Here is a 15,729-nt window from a genome sequence, read left to right on the forward strand (position 1 = left end):
CGTCCACGCGCGCCTTTCATTCGAAGTCCGCACAATAACAACACTGGACTCACCATGAAATCGACGATTGATGCTTCTACCTGGAGCCATCCAGGGTCATCCGCTATCAACCGAATGCTGTTCAAAAGGATAGCACTGCGTGTCATTCCCCTCATTTTTGTGGCCTACATCTTCGCATTCCTAGACCGAGTCAACATCGGCTATGCAAAACTGCAAATGCTTCCCGATCTGGGTCTGACAGAAGGCCAGTATGGCTTCGCAGCCGGAATTTTCTTCATCGGTTACGCCCTGTTTGAGATCCCAAGCAACCTGCTGCTCGACAAGATCGGTGCACGCAAGACTATGACCAGGATCATGGTGCTATGGGGACTGGCGTCAGCCGCCACTATGTTCGTCACCACGGCCCAGCAACTGTATATCCTGCGCCTGCTCCTAGGCATTTTCGAGGCCGGCTTCTTCCCAGGTGTCATCCTCTACTTGAGCTACTGGTTCCCGAGCTACATGCGAGGACGCGTTACCGGTACGCTGCTACTCGCCACCCTTGTTGCTCCGATTCTGGGCGGCCCTATCTCGGGCTTGATCATGGAATCCATGAACGGCGTTTCAGGTTTGGCGGGATGGCGGTGGTTGTTCTTGCTCGAGGCCGTGCCGATCATCTTCATCGGGATCGCTTGCTTCCTGCTGCTCTGCGACAAGCCAGAACAAGCCCAATGGCTTAGCACTGATGAGAAGGCACTGCATCAGGAGTTGATGGCTCGGGATAGAGCAACGCTGGATCCCGAGAAAGTGAATCCGCACAGCGGCGAGGCCATCTTCAGCGCGTTGACTGACCCCAAGGTGTACGTCCTGGCGTTCCTGTATTTCAGTTCCGCACTAGGCACCTACGCGTTCAATTTCTGGCTACCCACCATGATCCAGAAGCTGGGTGTATCCAGCATCACTCAAATTTCGCTGTACGCCATGATCCCGTTCACTTGCGCAGCCCTGGGCATGATCCTCATCGGCCGGAGCTCCGACCTACGCAGAGAACGTCGGATGCATTACTGCATTAGCATTCTCTTTGGGGCGGCCATGCTATCGCTGTCCACCCTATCTACCTCACTTCCTTTATCTCTAGCCTTGCTGGGTGGAGCGGCGTTCGGCTTCAGTGGGGCAATCATCGTTTGCTGGGCAATTCCAGCGACCTACCTCAAGGGCAAAAGCGCACCGGCCGGGATCGCTTTGGTCAGCTCGCTCGGTTCTCTGTGTGGCTTTGCTGCGCCATCGATCATCGGCCTGGCGCGCGATCTTACCGGGAAGGATCACGCCGGCATGTATGCCATCAGCCTGATCATGGTGGCGGCAGCGCTGGGCATGCTCACACTGATGCCTAAACATGCGCTCGCGGTTGGGAAGCCTGACTGAAACTGCCGCTCCAGATGCCGGATTGGCATTCGATCCCGGCACTCGAACGATGAAAAAGACCCAAGGAGAAGAGGATGTTTTTAAACCTGTCCGAAGAGGAGCAACTGTTCTGCCATGCGGTTGAGGGCACTATCAAGCGAGTGGCGCCCGTCGCGCAAGTGCAGAAGCTCGATAACGCCAAGCAATTCGATTTCGAGCTTCACAAAGCCTTATCCGAGCTGGGTGTTTGGGGGGTGGGTACCGATGAAGAGTATGGCGGTGCCGGCGGAACACCAAAGCTGCAGGTATTGATGCTAGAGGCGCTGGGACGAATGGCCACGTCCATGGCCGTTTTCGGTGTTGTGCAGTTCATGGCTACACGTCTGCTTCGCCAGTACGGCACCCCGCAACAGCAAGACAAGTACCTGGCTAAGCTTTGCGCCGGCGAGATCAAAGCATCGTTCTGTCTGACGGAAGAAAGTGGTGGTACCGACATTCTACAAACGATGCGGACGAAGGCTAAGCGTGTAGACGAAGGATGGCGTCTGACAGGCGGCAAGTATTGGATCAGCGGCGCTATTCACGCCGACCTGCTCATCGTGCTGGCCCGCACGAGCGATCACCGCTCCCGCGGGGTCACCATGTTTTTGGTCGAAAAAACAGCCCCAGGTGTATCGGCCACCGAGATCAACACCTTTGCAATCAACAGCTACGATACCTGTTCTGTAGCTTTCGACGACGTGAGTCTCGCCGAAACAGCCGTACTCGGCGAAGTCGACCAAGGTTTCATCCAGGTGTTGAACACACTCAATTCAGAACGTCTGAACGCGGCGGCAGTGGCCACAGGCATCGGACGCGGCGCACAACAACTCGCCGTCGAGTATGCCAAGGATCGCAAAGCATTCGGTCGTCCAATCGGACAGTTCCAATCGCTGCAGCATCGACTTGTGCATACGGGGATCGCGCTCGAGCAGGCTTGGCTGACCACTCAGATGGCAGCAATCGCTGAAGAACAGGGTCACGCGAATATCGAAGTCCCTAGCGCCATTGCCAAGCTCGCCGCGAGCAAAGCGGCGAATGATGCTGTGCGGGTCGGTATGGAAGCGATGGGCGGCGCCGGTTTCGACCTCGAGTACCCGATGCAGCGGTATTACCGCGATATCCGCCTCTATTCTTTCGCGCCCCTTACCGACGACATGTTGGCAAACCTCCTTGGGGAACGCTGGCTCGAATTGCCACGTTCATTCTAAGCCAATACCGAGGCTGACAGTGACCGTCAGGCGGCGTGCAGTAATGAGAAGGCAGGTTTGCATATTCGCTCTTGCTTTCTCATTACTTAGCAATTTCAAAATAACTAGAGCCTAACAACACTTTTACTGCTCAGCTTTTCCAGAAAAAGACAACGCGTTACCTATCCAAACAAAAACAATAAGGAAGGTACAATCATGCCTCGCCAAAGTGCAATGGTATTGGGCACCGTCTGCGTGATTGCATTGCAAGCAACCGCGGCTGCGGGCTCTTTCGTCGAAGACTCGAAGCTGAAAATCATCAACAAAAATTTCTTCTTCCACCGTGATTTCCGCAATGGCAGCTCCAGCGCAACTGGCACTAATGCCTTCAAGCCGGCCAGTGAAAGAAACGGCTATGCGCAGGAATGGGCTCAAGGATTTCTGCTGGACTACCAGTCGGGCTACACACCGGGCCTCTTAGGATTGGGAGTCGATGCCAGTGCAGGACTGGGCTTGAAACTGGATGGCGGCGGAGGCACTGCCGGGCTGCGCTTGGTACCCATCGATAGCGATGGGAAACCAGGTGATGTGTACTCAAGGATTGGGGGAGCCTTAAAGCTCCGCGCATCAAAAAGTACCTTAAAATATGGTGAGCAGATGCCTATGACGCCAGTCCTGGCAGTCAATACGGTGCGCCTGTTTCCAAGCGCAGCCACTGGACTACAACTCAACGTCAATGAATTCGAACATTTTGCCTTTGAGGCAGGGCATTACACTAAACAGACAGGTGTTGATTCTTCCAACAGTGGCGACAAATTCACAACTGACTATGCGCTTCGCAGAGGTGGTACGGCGATCACCTACGATTCTGCGAGTTTCGTTGGTGGCCGCTACCAGAACGGCAGCTTGTCATTTGCGCTTTATGCAGGGCAGCTTGAAGATGCTTGGCACCAATACTACGCCAACACGAAATACACCTTTACAATCGATCCAGGAAGGCGCCTTGGATTCGACTTTAACATCTACCGCACTTTGGATTATGGGCGTAGCCTTGCCGGCCCTATCAACAATACGTCATGGTCACTTTCAACCGCATAGCCCCATAGCTTTGAGGTCATCTTCAACATCACTAGGCACCATGATGTCGAGTAGGAGCCAATCACGGACAACATAAAACGGTTGGCCCTGATTATTTGCCCATGCTATCTGCACGATAAGCTCATCTGATTGGCCGTCCCCTTCCAAGGGAAGGCCGTGTTCGGATAAAAGGTCTGCTACCAACGCTGCTTCCACTGTACCTACCTGATTCGTCTTAGCGCGCTACATCTTGCATCGCTTCGTTACGGGATATGCCGGACTTAGTGGAGGGCGCCTTCGAACTGAGGGATTCCACCTTCCAGCGCCCAGTCGCAGACGACATAGACGCTTCCATTTCTCGTCTCAAACAGATGGTACGCACCACGCTCGATGCGCTGCCTGAGCGTAGAGGTACGGATTGTGGAACCATCTCGGAATCGACAGCGGCTCTCGCGATAGACAATGCCCACCAGACAATTGATTGACTGGTCGTACACAGCGCAGCAGAGGAAGCCCGTTATAGCGATGCCAAAATTTGTGGCCATCGCCCGCTCCACATTGGCAGGCACTGACCCGGGCGGCGTCTCGATCGGCGACTGCTGGCTAGCCAACAGCTCAAAATTGCTGGACATCACGGTGTACCCTTGGGAGTTAGCCGTATATTGAACGGGTTATCGGACACCAGCCTTCCAGCATTCTGCTCAAAGACAAGCGCCAAGCAGGTGGCTGACAAGCCAGCCAAATCCCACACAGATGAATATATACATTTGAGTGAGAGCACGCAAACGCGGCATACCGTCCGCTTTTATCAGGGCGGATGAAATGAGCCTGCGTGAAGCCTATGCAGCGGTTTTGCAGCTGCTAAGAGATCAGCGACAGCTGTCTCAATACGATGTCGCCGGCGGGGTGACCCAGTCGCAGGTCAGCCGCTTAGAAGGCCGCCAATCCAATCCCACTCTGGAAACGAACCGAGCCCTCGCCAAGTCCTTGAGTGTGCATCCGCTGACCTTCTTGGCGCTCGTACATGCGTCAGATGAGCAGAAAACGCCTAGGGACATAATCAACCTGGTGCTAGAAGAGCTCAAGGCTATGGAGCTTCTTGACGCACCTCTTCCCCTGGCACCGGCAAAAAAAGCGCATCCCCGCACTCGCAGCGCAGAGGAAAATCTCAAGAAAGTGCGCGAGCTGAAATCTGAGGGTAAGACCCAGGCTGAGGTGATAAAGCTGTTGGGCATACCTCGTTCCAGTGTCAGCCGTTACTGGCGCAAGGAATGATGTCTTTATCCAGTGTGTGGTGGGCATCGATGCCAGCTTCAAAATCAATGCTTCGGCGCTAGGTTGACCAGAGATCACTACTGATCGGCCATCCGATTATTTCTCAGAAAATTGAACAGAAGTCGTCTGCTCGATTCGCTCAAACATCTGGATGAACTAGCTACCCGATTGACCCCTCGTGAGTTCGCATACGTGCCCCCGCCATTCGCGGGACGCCTAGCTGTGGGCAAAAAGATGCGTGGTCATTGCCTACCAGCGACGCCTCTTTTAGGAAATCCACAGCGAGCAGCGGCCTTCGGCCAAGCGTCGACTTCTGCCTGACACATTCTGCTGAGTGCCCACTTGATCACCAATAAACCCAATTGAATTCTTTCCGTGCATATAACCCCACTCCCACACAAAACGTCACACCTTGAGTAGTGGCAAACTAAAATCAATTGTTAGAATCGGGTCAAGCAAGACACCGCTCGGAACAGGTAGACCTGCCGCGTGGCAGCCTCATCCTCACTCCTTGACTGCTTGTGAGACGGTCAACTCAAACTGCCAAGCCGCATGCATCTGGGGGCTCAGATCGCCAACAACCACCCCATAATGGAAATGAGCCGAAAGAGTGACGCCAATCGCCTGGCCGAGAAGGCCTGACCACTCGATGTCCGCTAGCCGACCTTGAACTCAAACACTGTGGGAATGATTTGAGATGCCTGCCATCAAGAAAGTGATGCTCCAAAACTTCAAGAAATTCGAGTCGCTTACGCTTGAGTTCGATGCCGGGGTGAGCGTACTGATCGGTGACAACGAGACGGGGAAAAGCAGCGTGTTGCTTGGCCTCGATCTCGCACTCAGTGCCAGCCGTAGTCACGTAGAAACCATTGGGTACGAGTCACTGTTGGCGCAGTCTGCGGTAAAGGCTTTTCAGCAGGGCCCACGTACGCTCGACCAGTTGCCGGAATTGGTCGTGGAGGTGTTTCTCGAGGAAGGCGATGATCAAGGCTACTACGGCACGCAGAATCTAGCCGGCGCTATGACTGACGGAATTGGGATGAAGATTGCTCCGCTGATTGAGGAGTTCGGTACAACGATCCATCAGCTCTTGCAAGACGACCCGGAAGGTTTCCCGTACGAATACTACGGTGTGAAATTCTACACTTTCTCTGGCGGCCCGCATGTCAGCTATCGGCGCCCTGTGAAGCACCTTCTCTTGGACAGCTCCCGCATCGACAGTGAGTACGCGGCAAGGGAGTACACCCGCACAGTGTTCAGCTTCAACGCCGAACCACCTGAGCGCTACAGCCTGGAAAATCGCTATCGCCGCGGCAAGGAAGCTTTTCGCGACAAGGAACTGGCCGCACTCAATGCTGACCTAGGTGCCTACCAATTTGGCGTGAGAACCAGTATCCGCGCCAATCTCGAAACCGACCTCGTCATCACCAAGGATGGGATCCCGATCGAGAATCGAGGTAAGGGTGAGCAGTGCTTCATCAAAACCGAGTTCGCGCTGCGCCGGCATGAAGCCAAGGGCGAACTGCATGCCCTCCTCCTGGAAGAACCTGAGAACCACCTCAGCCACACCAGGATGAAGCTCCTAGTTGAGCAATTGGCCGCCACGGCAGGAACGCAGCTCTTCATCGCCACTCACAGTAGCCACATCTGCTCGCGGCTCGACCTTCGGCATGCGCTTCTCTTGGGTAGCGATCAGCAGGCTGGTCGTCTGAAAGCGCTCACCGAGCCGACTGCCAGCTTCTTCATGAAGGCACCGGATAATAATGTCCTGGAGTTCGCGCTCTCCAAGAAGGTCATTCTGGTGGAGGGTGATGCCGAGTTCATCCTGATCGAAGAGCTCTACAAGAAGCACTCCAACGGACGAACGCCACAGGCCGATCAGGTACACATCATTTCGATCGGTGGCACAAGCTTCAAACGCTACCTGGAGCTCGGGATGCTACTGGGAATCCGAGTCGCAGCGATCCGTGACAATGACGGCGACTACCAGCAGCACTGCGTGGAGAACTACAAGGAAAGCCTGTACAAGGGCGCCCAGATCTTCGCTGACAAGGATGATGCGCGTTCGACGTTCGAGATCGGGTTGTACCAGGACAACAAGGCGGCTTGCGATGAGCTGTTCGCAGCCGGACGCAAGAAGCTGACTGTCCAGGAGTACATGCTCAAGAACAAGGCCGACGCTGCGTTCGAACTGCTCAGGAAGAAGTCGGCAGCGCTCGTGCCCCCTCAGTACATCAAGGATGCGATCGCATGGATAAACGAGTGATCTTTGCAGTGGCTGGGTCAGGCAAAACAACCCACCTCATCAGCAAGCTCAGCCTTGAGAAGCGCGCCCTGATCATCACCTACACGGAGAACAATTACAGCCATCTGCGCAACAGCATCATCAAGAAGTTCGGCACCCTCCCGTCGAACATCACCGTGATGACGTACTTTGCGTTCCTACACGGGTTCTGCTTCCGTCCATTCATGCAGAACGAGATGAACACGAGAGGCCTGAATTTCAGGAGACCTCCACAGCGTAATTACGCACTGAATGATAGGGAGCGGTACCGAGATCGGGGTGGTCGGCTCTACCACAACCGACTAGCCAAGCTGATCGAGGTCGAGGGATTGCTGCCTGGCATCAAGGCGCGAATCGAGCGTTTTTACGACTCGGTCTACGTTGACGAGGTGCAGGATTTTGCCGGCCATGACTTCAACCTGCTGCTCCAGATATCAGCTGCGAATACCGAAATGCTGTTCGTAGGTGATTTCTACCAGCACACCTTCGACACCAGTCGCGATGGCTCGGTGAACAGCACCCTGCACGACGACATCACGAAATACGAGAAGCGGTTCGCCAAAGCCAAAATCAAGGTAGACAAGGAGACCCTGAGCAAGAGCTGGCGGTGTGGTACGACGGTTTGCGACTTCATAAGCGCCCACCTGCAGATCAAGATTGACTCCCACAAAGGCAGGGTGTCCCAGATCATCAAGGTCGATTCTCAGGAGTTCGCAGACCGTCTGCATGCTGATCACGGCATCGTTAAGCTGTTCCAGGAGCAGCACTACAAGTACGGATGCTACTCGCAAAATTGGGGGGCCAGTAAGGGGCAGGATCACTACGAGGATGTCTGCGTCGTGATGGGCAGCAAGGCGTGGAAGCAATACCTGGAGGGTAAGCTGCATGAGTCCGTGGCCCAGACAAGAAACAAACTCTACGTAGCGTTCTCCCGCGCACGCGGTGGTGTTTACATAGCACCGGACAAGCTGTTCAAAGCTTACAAAACGTGATCTGACACCCCGCTCTGTACTTGCCCTGTCGCCTTGCCATGGGAACCCGAACATGCTCTTGAGCGAAATACCAGGCTACGAATATCCCACTGTGGCTCTTTTTCCCTTCCGCTGGTACGAGGCTGGAAGCTGGATCATTCGCGCGTTGAAGGCGCTTCCTTCAGGCGAGGTGAAGTGGATGTACCACTGCATTGAGCACAGCGGCCATGCTAAAGCTCAAGCCTTCGCTACCTACCAGGAAGGGCGTGCTTTTGCCGCCAAGTTCAATGATGGGATCGCCAGCAAGGTGGGCGCATTGGATCTGACCGAAGCGCAGCGTGTCTCACTGACTCTTAAAGCCACGAAAGAGGTGACTGTTCAGGCCCGTCTGGCCGATGAGGAGCAGATGATGTTGGAAGAGGCGCTGAGACGTCATGCTTCAACCGCGCGTCCTGCACGCGAGAAGCTTATCTTGCCTTCTGGTTCCGAAGCTCTCAGGGAAACCCTTTTCCAGCAGCTTAAGCAGATGCCATACCTTGAGTTGTTTTTTTCCCCTATCTTCAATACCGCTCTGGCTCGCACGGGAGAATTCGACTGGTCGCATCGCCTAAGTCCAACCAAAAAATGCGCGATGTATTGCGCTCGTGAAAAGATCGCCAGAGGGTTCGGTTTCGCGGGAACGGATCATTGGGGCAAAACGAAGGCGGAGATCCGTGCAAAGCTACTGCCTCGGGCCAATCAGCTTCTGCAGCTGGCAAGCGTCCAGAAAATGCTTCTTGATGCCAAAGCACGCGGCCAACGCGTCGTCGTGATGGGCGGTTTTGTTTTCTGGCACGAAGAGAGCGGTACGCCTGGGTGGATCATCAAGACCACGGTCAGTGCATCATCCGGCGAAAATGGCGACACCCTGTGGCACGAAGGCACAATCATTTCCAAAAACCATGGCCGTATTGTTGTACTTCCCTACATCAAAGCCAGTGGCCAGAAGGTGCAGGGTCACACGAAGAATTCGAGCCACGAGAAGAAAGCGCTACCACGCCACCCGGATGAACATGTCGAACTACCTTTCGAAGTGCTGCGGGGTGATCTGATGATCGGGCTGTTTGGTGAGCTGCCGTACGAATAATGCGGGTGGCCAGATTCAGCTAGACGGCACGCAAAAAGGCCCGGGATGGGGGGCCAGGAAATTCGTAAAAGGAGTAAGGCCACCGTACCCGTGTGAAAATCGCGTGAAGACACGCACATACAGGTCGTCTTGCAACAGGCATTGGCCCGGCATCGAATCTTACGAGCGCATGCCCTGTACGAGCGGTGAACGACAGAACCTTGCCTGTCACACCTCTAACCAGTGGAAAACGAAAAAAAGAGAAATATTTTTTGCCTGCTTGGAGGACATCTATGACCTCCCCCGGAGTCATATAAGCCTCCCAGGTGGTAGACATAAAAGACACCCTGGCGGAGGTCAATTCTGTCCTCCTAATCATATCCACCGTTAAGTACATCACCGTTAAGCACATCCAGCTAACCCTCACACGCAGCATACCAGGGACGGGGAGACAATTTTGTCGCGAGGCACCCCATTGCCACCTCGCTTTTAGCGCTCTCATAATCCGCTCCGACACAACCACTTTAGCCGGAGCCCACCATGGCCACTGCCTCTACCACCGCTAGTAGCGGTTCCCCAGCTGCACCTAAGACCAAAGCGACGCGCAAAAAGCCCAATGCTGCAGATGAGGTTAAAAATGCTGCCGCAAGCGGTACCGGATCTCCTAAAGCCGCGACGCCCTCCGCAAAAGCCAAGAAGACCCCAAAAGAACCCGCGGAGGACAAGTCGATTGCCGAGCGTTGGGGCAAAGACCTCACAGCCGCTGGATGGACTGCTATCCCCAACGCTGTCTTTGAGCACTCTCAAGACCTAGGGCTGAAAACTGCTCACATTGTGGTGATTCTGCACCTGGCAGGTTATTGGTGGCGCAAAGGCAATGACCCCTTCCCGAGCAAGGCAACGCTTGCCCAAAAAATGGGGGTGCAGCCTCGGACGGTTCAGCGCGCGATCGCCGAACTGGAAGCCATGGGCTACATCGAGCGCACTCAACGCTTCTGGAAAAGCGGCGGCAACATGAGCAACAGCTACTCGTTCAATGGACTCATCAAGAAAGCGCGCGTCTATGCAAAGCAGATGATTGCAGAGCGAGAAGCTAAAGCGGTAGCGAGTAGCCGGAAGAAACCCGCACGCGCACCTAAATCGACCTAATCACACATGCAGCGAGCGCTCGAGGAGGAAGGCTATGCAGCACAACCGTTGCTCTGATTGTCACGTAGCCGACGCATTTCGGGCGCTGATTGATCATGTGGTGCGCTCTCAAAAAGACGGGCTACGTCTTGATCAAGCAGGCCGCGCCCCTGAGTTCACTTACCTGATGACTGCCAAGCAGTACGACCGCATTCGCAAAATCTGCCGGCAGCAGAACTGGCCGGTACCAAACTGTCGGGGTATCAGGTTTGACCTGGAAGCTGTCGCGCATCCGCTGATCGCTCGACAGTTGAAGGACGGCTGCACAGTCGAGGAGGTAGCTGAGATACTGATCAGCGCCTACTGCAGCCACAGCCAGATTGGCTTGAACAAACCGAAGAACGCGCAAGCGATCTTGTTCAATGCTGGGCGCAAGGTGATAGTGGGAGCCACACGGTACCAAGCGGTAGCCGTTGTGAAGGTTTGCCAGGAAAACGGTAGAAAATTCTTGGCCCCCGTCACTGCGTTTCATGCAACGGAGGCCAAGATTCGAAGCATCTCGTGACTACGGAGGAAGGACGGCCTCGAAAGCAAGTCTCCCGCACTGAAGCAGAACAACCCATGCGCTTCCAATTTCCCTTCATATGACCCACAACAAAAGGGCCTGCGCAGCACCGCCGACAAATTTTCTGCTGTCTACGTAGTCAGTTCACCATGCTACGGATCATACCTGGACAATGCAACGCCGCAAGTCGGCACGTCCTGGTATCAGGCTCGCTCGCGCCTTACCTCCCCCGCCAAAGTGACAGAGCAACTGCACCCCACCCTCTGAATCGATGGATCCCGCATGCTAGACAATCAGCGTGGGTATTCGGGCTTGTTTCTCGAACTGTCACATTGATACATTCTGGCTTCGATCTGCAAGCGCTCGCTCGAACCTTATCCGGCCCCAGAGCTGCTGAGAGCTACCTAACCCGCGTTTTCACTTTAGGAATGCGCATGTAGGTGAAACTGGAAGAAAGCCCGAGAGGTCAGCCAGCACTGCACTCCACCTAATGCACATAAGGAAATTCAATGGGCATCAAGATGAGCCAGGCTCGCGACCAGAAAGGACACATCTGGGACGCCGACACCTATCAAAAAGGGCGCGGTGCCGAGCCTCTGTTGTGCATGCATTGTGAAACAACGGTCGCTCACAATCCTCCCTATCCCAAGGAGATGTACGACAAGCCGGTGTTCGTCCCTGGGTATTTCCGGCTGATGCCCAAACGCGCTCATGCCCCCAACTGTCAACACGGAGTGGATGAAGAGATCAACAAGATCGCGAAGGCTTCTGAAGACCTCATTGAGAGCCTTGAGCATGATAAATACCGCCTGCGTCTTGTCATGATTCAGGAGGCCCTGGGAACAGAGACGAGCAAACCCAAGCAGGGTGACGGAGAACGCGCCAAGGCGGGCCACACCTATTCGTCTAGCCCGGGCCTTCTGCCAGCCTACATCAACTCCGCGAACAGGGTGCTCAAGCTCAGAGCGATGTGTGAGAGCAACGCTGAAATGGAGCAGCACCTGGAGCTGGTATTTGAAGGTAACGTCAGTGTTTCTTGGGATCAGTTCTATTTTGACCAAGACCGGCACATGCATGCCTATCACGCAGTATCACAGAACACTGTGCAGCACCCCATCGCGCTGCAGGGGCAGATCAAGAGCATCCGGTACGCTGTACAGAACAAGCCATCGAGTAATGTCATCAACTTGGTGATGAACAAGCTCCGCAGCGATCCTGACGACTCGACCAACGGAATCGGGCTCGAGGTCAGCGTCTGGTCGAACCAGCCGGACTGGTTCAAGGATTTTGCGGTGGACGATGAGGTCGTCATTCTCGGGATATGGAAACACTCCATCGCAGCGCCCAGACCTGCCCCGATGCAAGGAGGGCGCTTCAAAACGCTGACCAATCGCAGACTCATGCTCAACCTCGCGCTTAAATCGCAGATTAGCCGTGTTGAGCCGCTCAAACGCTGAACTAACTGAATCGACTAGGTGAGCGCCCGCCTCCATTCTCTGAGGGTGGAGGGGCGGTAGGGCGCGTGCATGACTGCCAGTTGCCGGTCATTTTTTGCTTTCCAATGAATTGCCAGGTCTTAAATCAGGCTAAGGCTGCATGCGAGGCCTTTGGCTCAGCCTGCGTGGGTTGCTGACTTGCCCTGTGGCGCACGTCGAAGATCACAACGATCCCCGGGAAATACCGGTGCCCATCCACATAATTTGCACTGCCAACCTTTGGGAATATGTAGGCGAATTGAGTAGGCTTGAGTGACCAGCCCGCAAAATAAGGTTCATCCGTGAGCCACCTTCTCAGCGATACATTCACCTTGTCGAGACAAATCTGTACTCGCTTGCCCTCTCCCATTCGAACTTCATTCGACGGGATAAGGTGCAACGGACGGTAACGTGGACACGCAACGATCGGAGTACTTACAGGGAAATCGATCGTGAAGCAAAAATCCCCTGCTCAAAACTGACAGGGCTCCCCCCTTTTTCTGAAGGTTTCGACGGGACGTTTTCTTTCGGATCCGGGTTTGGCTGTGGCCTTATCTCAGGCTGAAGCGCCGGCTCTCGCTGCGGGGTAATTTCGGGCTGAGAGGCAGGGGCTGGCTGAGACTTGATTTGAGGCTTAGTCGCCGGGTCGCTGGTTGACGGCTGCGGAGCTGCTGGAGCTGCTGGAGCTGCTGGAGCTTGGGACGGGGGAACTAAAGACGTCGACGATGAGGATGCAAGGGCGCTGTAGTTAAAGGCATAAATGGATATACCTATGGCAGCGACCGCAAGCATCGCAATACCCCGGCAACTCACCTTGTAGAAGAGCCCTTCGGCTTGCTCAATGGGATCCCCTACCATTTTCTTGAATTCGGCTTCAGACAGAAAGCGATACAGCTTTGGCTGCCAGTCCTTGCGAAGCTTTCGCTGGATGTTGATGAACTTACGGCCCGACATCACATTGAGTACCGTGTAGCCAACTGCGACCGCCATGACGATCGAGATCAGGTACGGGTTGATCTGCAACGTGAGCCTCGCGGCGATGAGGCCCAAGCCAACAGTCAGCGCTGTGGAGATCGCTGCTATTGCTTGACGAGTCGCGTCGGTCGCCTTCGACGTTTCCTCCGTCACGGCCTTACGAAGATCTGTCAGGGATTTCAGGGTGTCCTTGGTGATTTCCGAGACCGCCATCTGATAAGCGATTCTCGCGCAATCCAAGGCAGCGGCCAGGTTCTCCCCGAAGTACTCCTGTACCTCCCCGTCCGCCCGACCGGAACGCGCGATTTCGGCGGACAACAGGATGTGCTTCACCTCTGCTTCCCGCGCGTTATCGAACACCCATGCCGCTGCTTCCTGGACAACCTCGAAGTCTTTTAGCGAGATGGATGGACTCCCCTCGACCGCCTCTGGGATCGTCAGGTTTAGCTTGGGCGGCCCCTTGAAGGTGAGCTTGCTACCACTGGTGTCGATTTCATTCGCAAAGCAACGGCTCAGGGCACCGAATGCCTGCCCTGCCCAGAGCATGTTTAAAGGATCAGCCTCATCGAGATGGTGCCCTTCTTCGAGCAACCAATGTCGCACATCCTCCGGTACTTTCCGGACGGTCGCTGATTCTTTCACCAAGAGGCGGGGTGACTTGGTCGCCTGTGATTCGGTGTAGTCGCCCCCTTCACCCCAACCACAATATGCCCTCGCTCTTGTATTGAAAGGCTGAGTCAGGCCAAGCAGGTGCCAACGTGCAGCAGCGTGTCCATTGACCAGGAACGCCTTGAAGCCTACTTCCGTCGCCACATAGAGGGCCTGTTCCTGGACATGGGCTTCCGGAAGTGGCTTCTCCAGCTCAACGCGAAACGGCCCGAAATCTTCATCCTCATCATCGACGTCAGTTTCGCTGCTCGCGCAGTCGTAGATCGTGAATGACCAGGCAGCAGCGACAGCGGCTTTCTTGATCGACCGAGCAGTTTCCGCAGATAGGTCGGAAACGATGAGGGTCAGGTTGCCCTCTGTGATTAGCGCTTGACGCTTGCGCGATAGCTCGTTAAGCAGGCTGGCCAGGCTTTGGTGTGACAACGCTGTCCTCCTTGACTCGGTCTGTATCGACGATGATTTGTTTCTTATCTCCGTCGAGCTGTATCACCTGGACGTTGGGGTTTTCCTTCCGATCGGGGAAGAGAATCGTGACGCCCTCAGCCGTGACGATCTTGCGCATGTAGGGCTGCCGGAGGATCCGGCGATCAGGCTTGAAGCTCAGCTCGTGCAGCTTGCTTTTCCTGACACGACTACGCGTCTCACGCTCCAGACGGTTGGCGATTTTCTCATCCTCAGGATGACCCGCTGCCAGCATCACCGCCTCAACAATCGCCTCTTCATCAATGCGCCGGCGAGTGCCCAGGTTGGCTTGGGCCCGCTGCAGCGCCTTGGCTATATCCTGACCGGGCAGGTGCTCAATGCAGGTCTGCAGTGCCGCCTTGAGCACTTTGCGGGTGATCTCGCTCAGCTCGGTGTCCGAGACTGCCCGGCTCACAGCCAAGAAATCGGCGAAGTAGTCGGCAAGATCCACCCCTTGCTTGGTGCGATCGGTGGCCGAAATGTTCTGGTCGGCAACCCCGCTGATCACCCGAATCAGCGCCGTTTTTTGAATGGCCTTCTTCTCGTCCACCAAGGCATTCACGATACGCCGCAGCTTCGTTCCTGGAGCACCATCATTCTGCTCCAACGCAAGCTTGTAGTCGTACTTGATCAGACTGTAGATCTTCACATCAGGGTCTGCGACCGACAGCTCGAACATCAACAGAACGCCATCAGCACTGCCACCCACGTGCGCCCGGTTGAAACTGCCGGCGAGGGCCTGAGCGCCGGCCACGAAGGACGTGTCCTCACTTGCGATCGCCTCGACCTCGTTACGGGTCACCGATACCGCTTTGAACATGAACACCGGCGCGGTGGCCATGTCCACGATCTTGCCGATGAAGAACGCTTCCTCCTCCAGAGCCCGCTCTGGCATGGCCGCGAAGTCTTTGTTACCCACGACATGCAAGATCATCCGTGTGATCTTGAGTGAATCAATCTCTTCGTCCGAAAAAAAGCTCATGCCATCTCCATGGAATCTGCCCCCCTCCTGAGCAGGAAGAGGAACCACCCGCCTCGGCATGCGCCCAGGCGACAATTACGCATCAATTGCAGCCTGCAGGGCCGATGGCCACTTTCGCGTAGGGCTGGATGTGATGCTGTGGCCGGAGC

The 15,729-nt window shown here is 55.2% G+C and carries 14 protein-coding genes; 10 read left to right on the top strand and 4 right to left on the bottom strand.

Annotated features, from left to right (window positions below):
- Nucleotides 1–54: 54 nt before the first annotated feature.
- From PMI38_RS00270 to PMI38_RS00280, 3 genes are all read left to right on the top strand, one after another.
- The gene (locus tag PMI38_RS00270) at nt 55–1,404 is read left to right on the top strand and encodes an MFS transporter (protein ID WP_008089202.1); all 1,350 of its coding nucleotides are present in this window, start codon (nt 55–57) and stop codon (nt 1,402–1,404) included.
- Nucleotides 1,405–1,478: 74 nt separating this feature from the next.
- Nucleotides 1,479–2,633 (top strand): acyl-CoA dehydrogenase family protein, encoded by a 1,155-nt coding sequence (locus PMI38_RS00275; protein WP_008089204.1) that lies wholly within the window; start codon nt 1,479–1,481, stop codon nt 2,631–2,633.
- 195 nt (nt 2,634–2,828) lie between these two features.
- Nucleotides 2,829–3,710 carry an OprD family outer membrane porin gene (locus PMI38_RS00280; RefSeq protein ID WP_008089206.1) on the top strand — a complete coding sequence of 294 codons (882 nt, stop codon included), beginning with the start codon at nt 2,829–2,831 and terminating at the stop codon, nt 3,708–3,710.
- Here PMI38_RS00280 and PMI38_RS26955 read toward each other — a convergent pair.
- Together PMI38_RS26955 and PMI38_RS00285 are read right to left on the bottom strand one after the other, a co-directional pair.
- On the bottom strand, nt 3,699–3,905 hold the full coding sequence (locus tag PMI38_RS26955) for a hypothetical protein (RefSeq protein WP_157214829.1): 207 nt from the start codon (nt 3,903–3,905) through the stop codon (nt 3,699–3,701). The two genes, PMI38_RS00280 and PMI38_RS26955, sit on opposite strands and share 12 nt — an antisense overlap.
- Before the next feature lie 65 nt (nt 3,906–3,970).
- On the bottom strand, nt 3,971–4,321 hold the full coding sequence (locus PMI38_RS00285) for a hypothetical protein (RefSeq protein ID WP_008089209.1): 351 nt from the start codon (nt 4,319–4,321) through the stop codon (nt 3,971–3,973).
- A 190-nt stretch (nt 4,322–4,511) separates the two neighbouring features.
- On the opposite strand from PMI38_RS00285, the gene PMI38_RS00290 reads away from it, so the two are divergent.
- The 7 genes from PMI38_RS00290 (at nt 4,512) to PMI38_RS00320 (ending at nt 12,474) form a co-directional block, all read left to right on the top strand.
- Nucleotides 4,512–4,964 (top strand): helix-turn-helix transcriptional regulator, encoded by a 453-nt coding sequence (locus PMI38_RS00290; RefSeq protein WP_008089211.1) that lies wholly within the window; start codon nt 4,512–4,514, stop codon nt 4,962–4,964.
- A 697-nt stretch (nt 4,965–5,661) separates the two neighbouring features.
- Nucleotides 5,662–7,230 (top strand): ATP-dependent nuclease, encoded by a 1,569-nt coding sequence (locus PMI38_RS00295; protein WP_008089213.1) that lies wholly within the window; start codon nt 5,662–5,664, stop codon nt 7,228–7,230.
- Nucleotides 7,215–8,240 (top strand): AAA family ATPase, encoded by a 1,026-nt coding sequence (locus PMI38_RS00300; protein WP_008089214.1) that lies wholly within the window; start codon nt 7,215–7,217, stop codon nt 8,238–8,240. Before PMI38_RS00295 ends, PMI38_RS00300 begins: the two co-directional genes overlap by 16 nt.
- 52 nt (nt 8,241–8,292) lie before the next feature.
- The gene (locus tag PMI38_RS00305) at nt 8,293–9,345 is read left to right on the top strand and encodes a hypothetical protein (RefSeq protein ID WP_043272689.1); all 1,053 of its coding nucleotides are present in this window, start codon (nt 8,293–8,295) and stop codon (nt 9,343–9,345) included.
- A 519-nt stretch (nt 9,346–9,864) separates the two neighbouring features.
- Nucleotides 9,865–10,473, top strand: a complete 609-nt coding sequence (locus PMI38_RS00310; protein ID WP_008089219.1) for a helix-turn-helix domain-containing protein — start codon at nt 9,865–9,867, stop codon at nt 10,471–10,473.
- A gap of 34 nt (nt 10,474–10,507) precedes the next feature.
- Nucleotides 10,508–11,017 (top strand): hypothetical protein, encoded by a 510-nt coding sequence (locus PMI38_RS00315; protein WP_008089221.1) that lies wholly within the window; start codon nt 10,508–10,510, stop codon nt 11,015–11,017.
- A gap of 509 nt (nt 11,018–11,526) precedes the next feature.
- A complete protein-coding gene (locus PMI38_RS00320; protein WP_008089223.1) occupies nt 11,527–12,474 on the top strand; it encodes a hypothetical protein in 948 nt (315 codons plus the stop codon).
- A 453-nt stretch (nt 12,475–12,927) separates the two neighbouring features.
- Here PMI38_RS00320 and PMI38_RS00330 read toward each other — a convergent pair whose 3' ends face one another.
- Both PMI38_RS00330 and PMI38_RS00335 read right to left on the bottom strand, forming a co-directional pair.
- Nucleotides 12,928–14,559 carry a hypothetical protein gene (locus PMI38_RS00330; protein WP_008089225.1) on the bottom strand — a complete coding sequence of 544 codons (1,632 nt, stop codon included), beginning with the start codon at nt 14,557–14,559 and terminating at the stop codon, nt 12,928–12,930.
- Complete coding sequence (locus tag PMI38_RS00335; RefSeq protein WP_008089227.1) at nt 14,528–15,580, bottom strand: nucleoid-associated protein; 1,053 nt, start codon at nt 15,578–15,580, stop codon at nt 14,528–14,530. Before PMI38_RS00335 ends, PMI38_RS00330 begins: the two co-directional genes overlap by 32 nt.
- Nucleotides 15,581–15,729 lie beyond the last annotated feature (149 nt).

The sequence above is a fragment of the Pseudomonas sp. GM84 genome (assembly GCF_000282535.1).
Taxonomy (GTDB): Bacteria; Pseudomonadota; Gammaproteobacteria; order Pseudomonadales; family Pseudomonadaceae; genus Aquipseudomonas.

Bases quoted from the DNA above. Each gene is read 5' to 3' on its own strand.
- PMI38_RS00285 (WP_008089209.1), bottom strand. From the start codon at position 4,321: ATGTCCAGCAATTTTGAGCTGTTGGCTAGCCAGCAGTCGCCGATCGAG.
- PMI38_RS00290 (WP_008089211.1), top strand. From the start codon at position 4,512: ATGAGCCTGCGTGAAGCCTATGCAGCGGTTTTGCAGCTGCTAAGAGAT.
- PMI38_RS00275 (WP_008089204.1), top strand. From the start codon at position 1,479: ATGTTTTTAAACCTGTCCGAAGAGGAGCAACTGTTCTGCCATGCGGTT.
- PMI38_RS00335 (WP_008089227.1), bottom strand. From the start codon at position 15,580: ATGAGCTTTTTTTCGGACGAAGAGATTGATTCACTCAAGATCACACGG.
- PMI38_RS00295 (WP_008089213.1), top strand. From the start codon at position 5,662: ATGCCTGCCATCAAGAAAGTGATGCTCCAAAACTTCAAGAAATTCGAG.
- PMI38_RS00280 (WP_008089206.1), top strand. From the start codon at position 2,829: ATGCCTCGCCAAAGTGCAATGGTATTGGGCACCGTCTGCGTGATTGCA.
- PMI38_RS00300 (WP_008089214.1), top strand. From the start codon at position 7,215: ATGGATAAACGAGTGATCTTTGCAGTGGCTGGGTCAGGCAAAACAACC.
- PMI38_RS00305 (WP_043272689.1), top strand. From the start codon at position 8,293: ATGCTCTTGAGCGAAATACCAGGCTACGAATATCCCACTGTGGCTCTT.
- PMI38_RS00315 (WP_008089221.1), top strand. From the start codon at position 10,508: ATGCAGCACAACCGTTGCTCTGATTGTCACGTAGCCGACGCATTTCGG.
- PMI38_RS00320 (WP_008089223.1), top strand. From the start codon at position 11,527: ATGGGCATCAAGATGAGCCAGGCTCGCGACCAGAAAGGACACATCTGG.
- PMI38_RS00310 (WP_008089219.1), top strand. From the start codon at position 9,865: ATGGCCACTGCCTCTACCACCGCTAGTAGCGGTTCCCCAGCTGCACCT.
- PMI38_RS00270 (WP_008089202.1), top strand. From the start codon at position 55: ATGAAATCGACGATTGATGCTTCTACCTGGAGCCATCCAGGGTCATCC.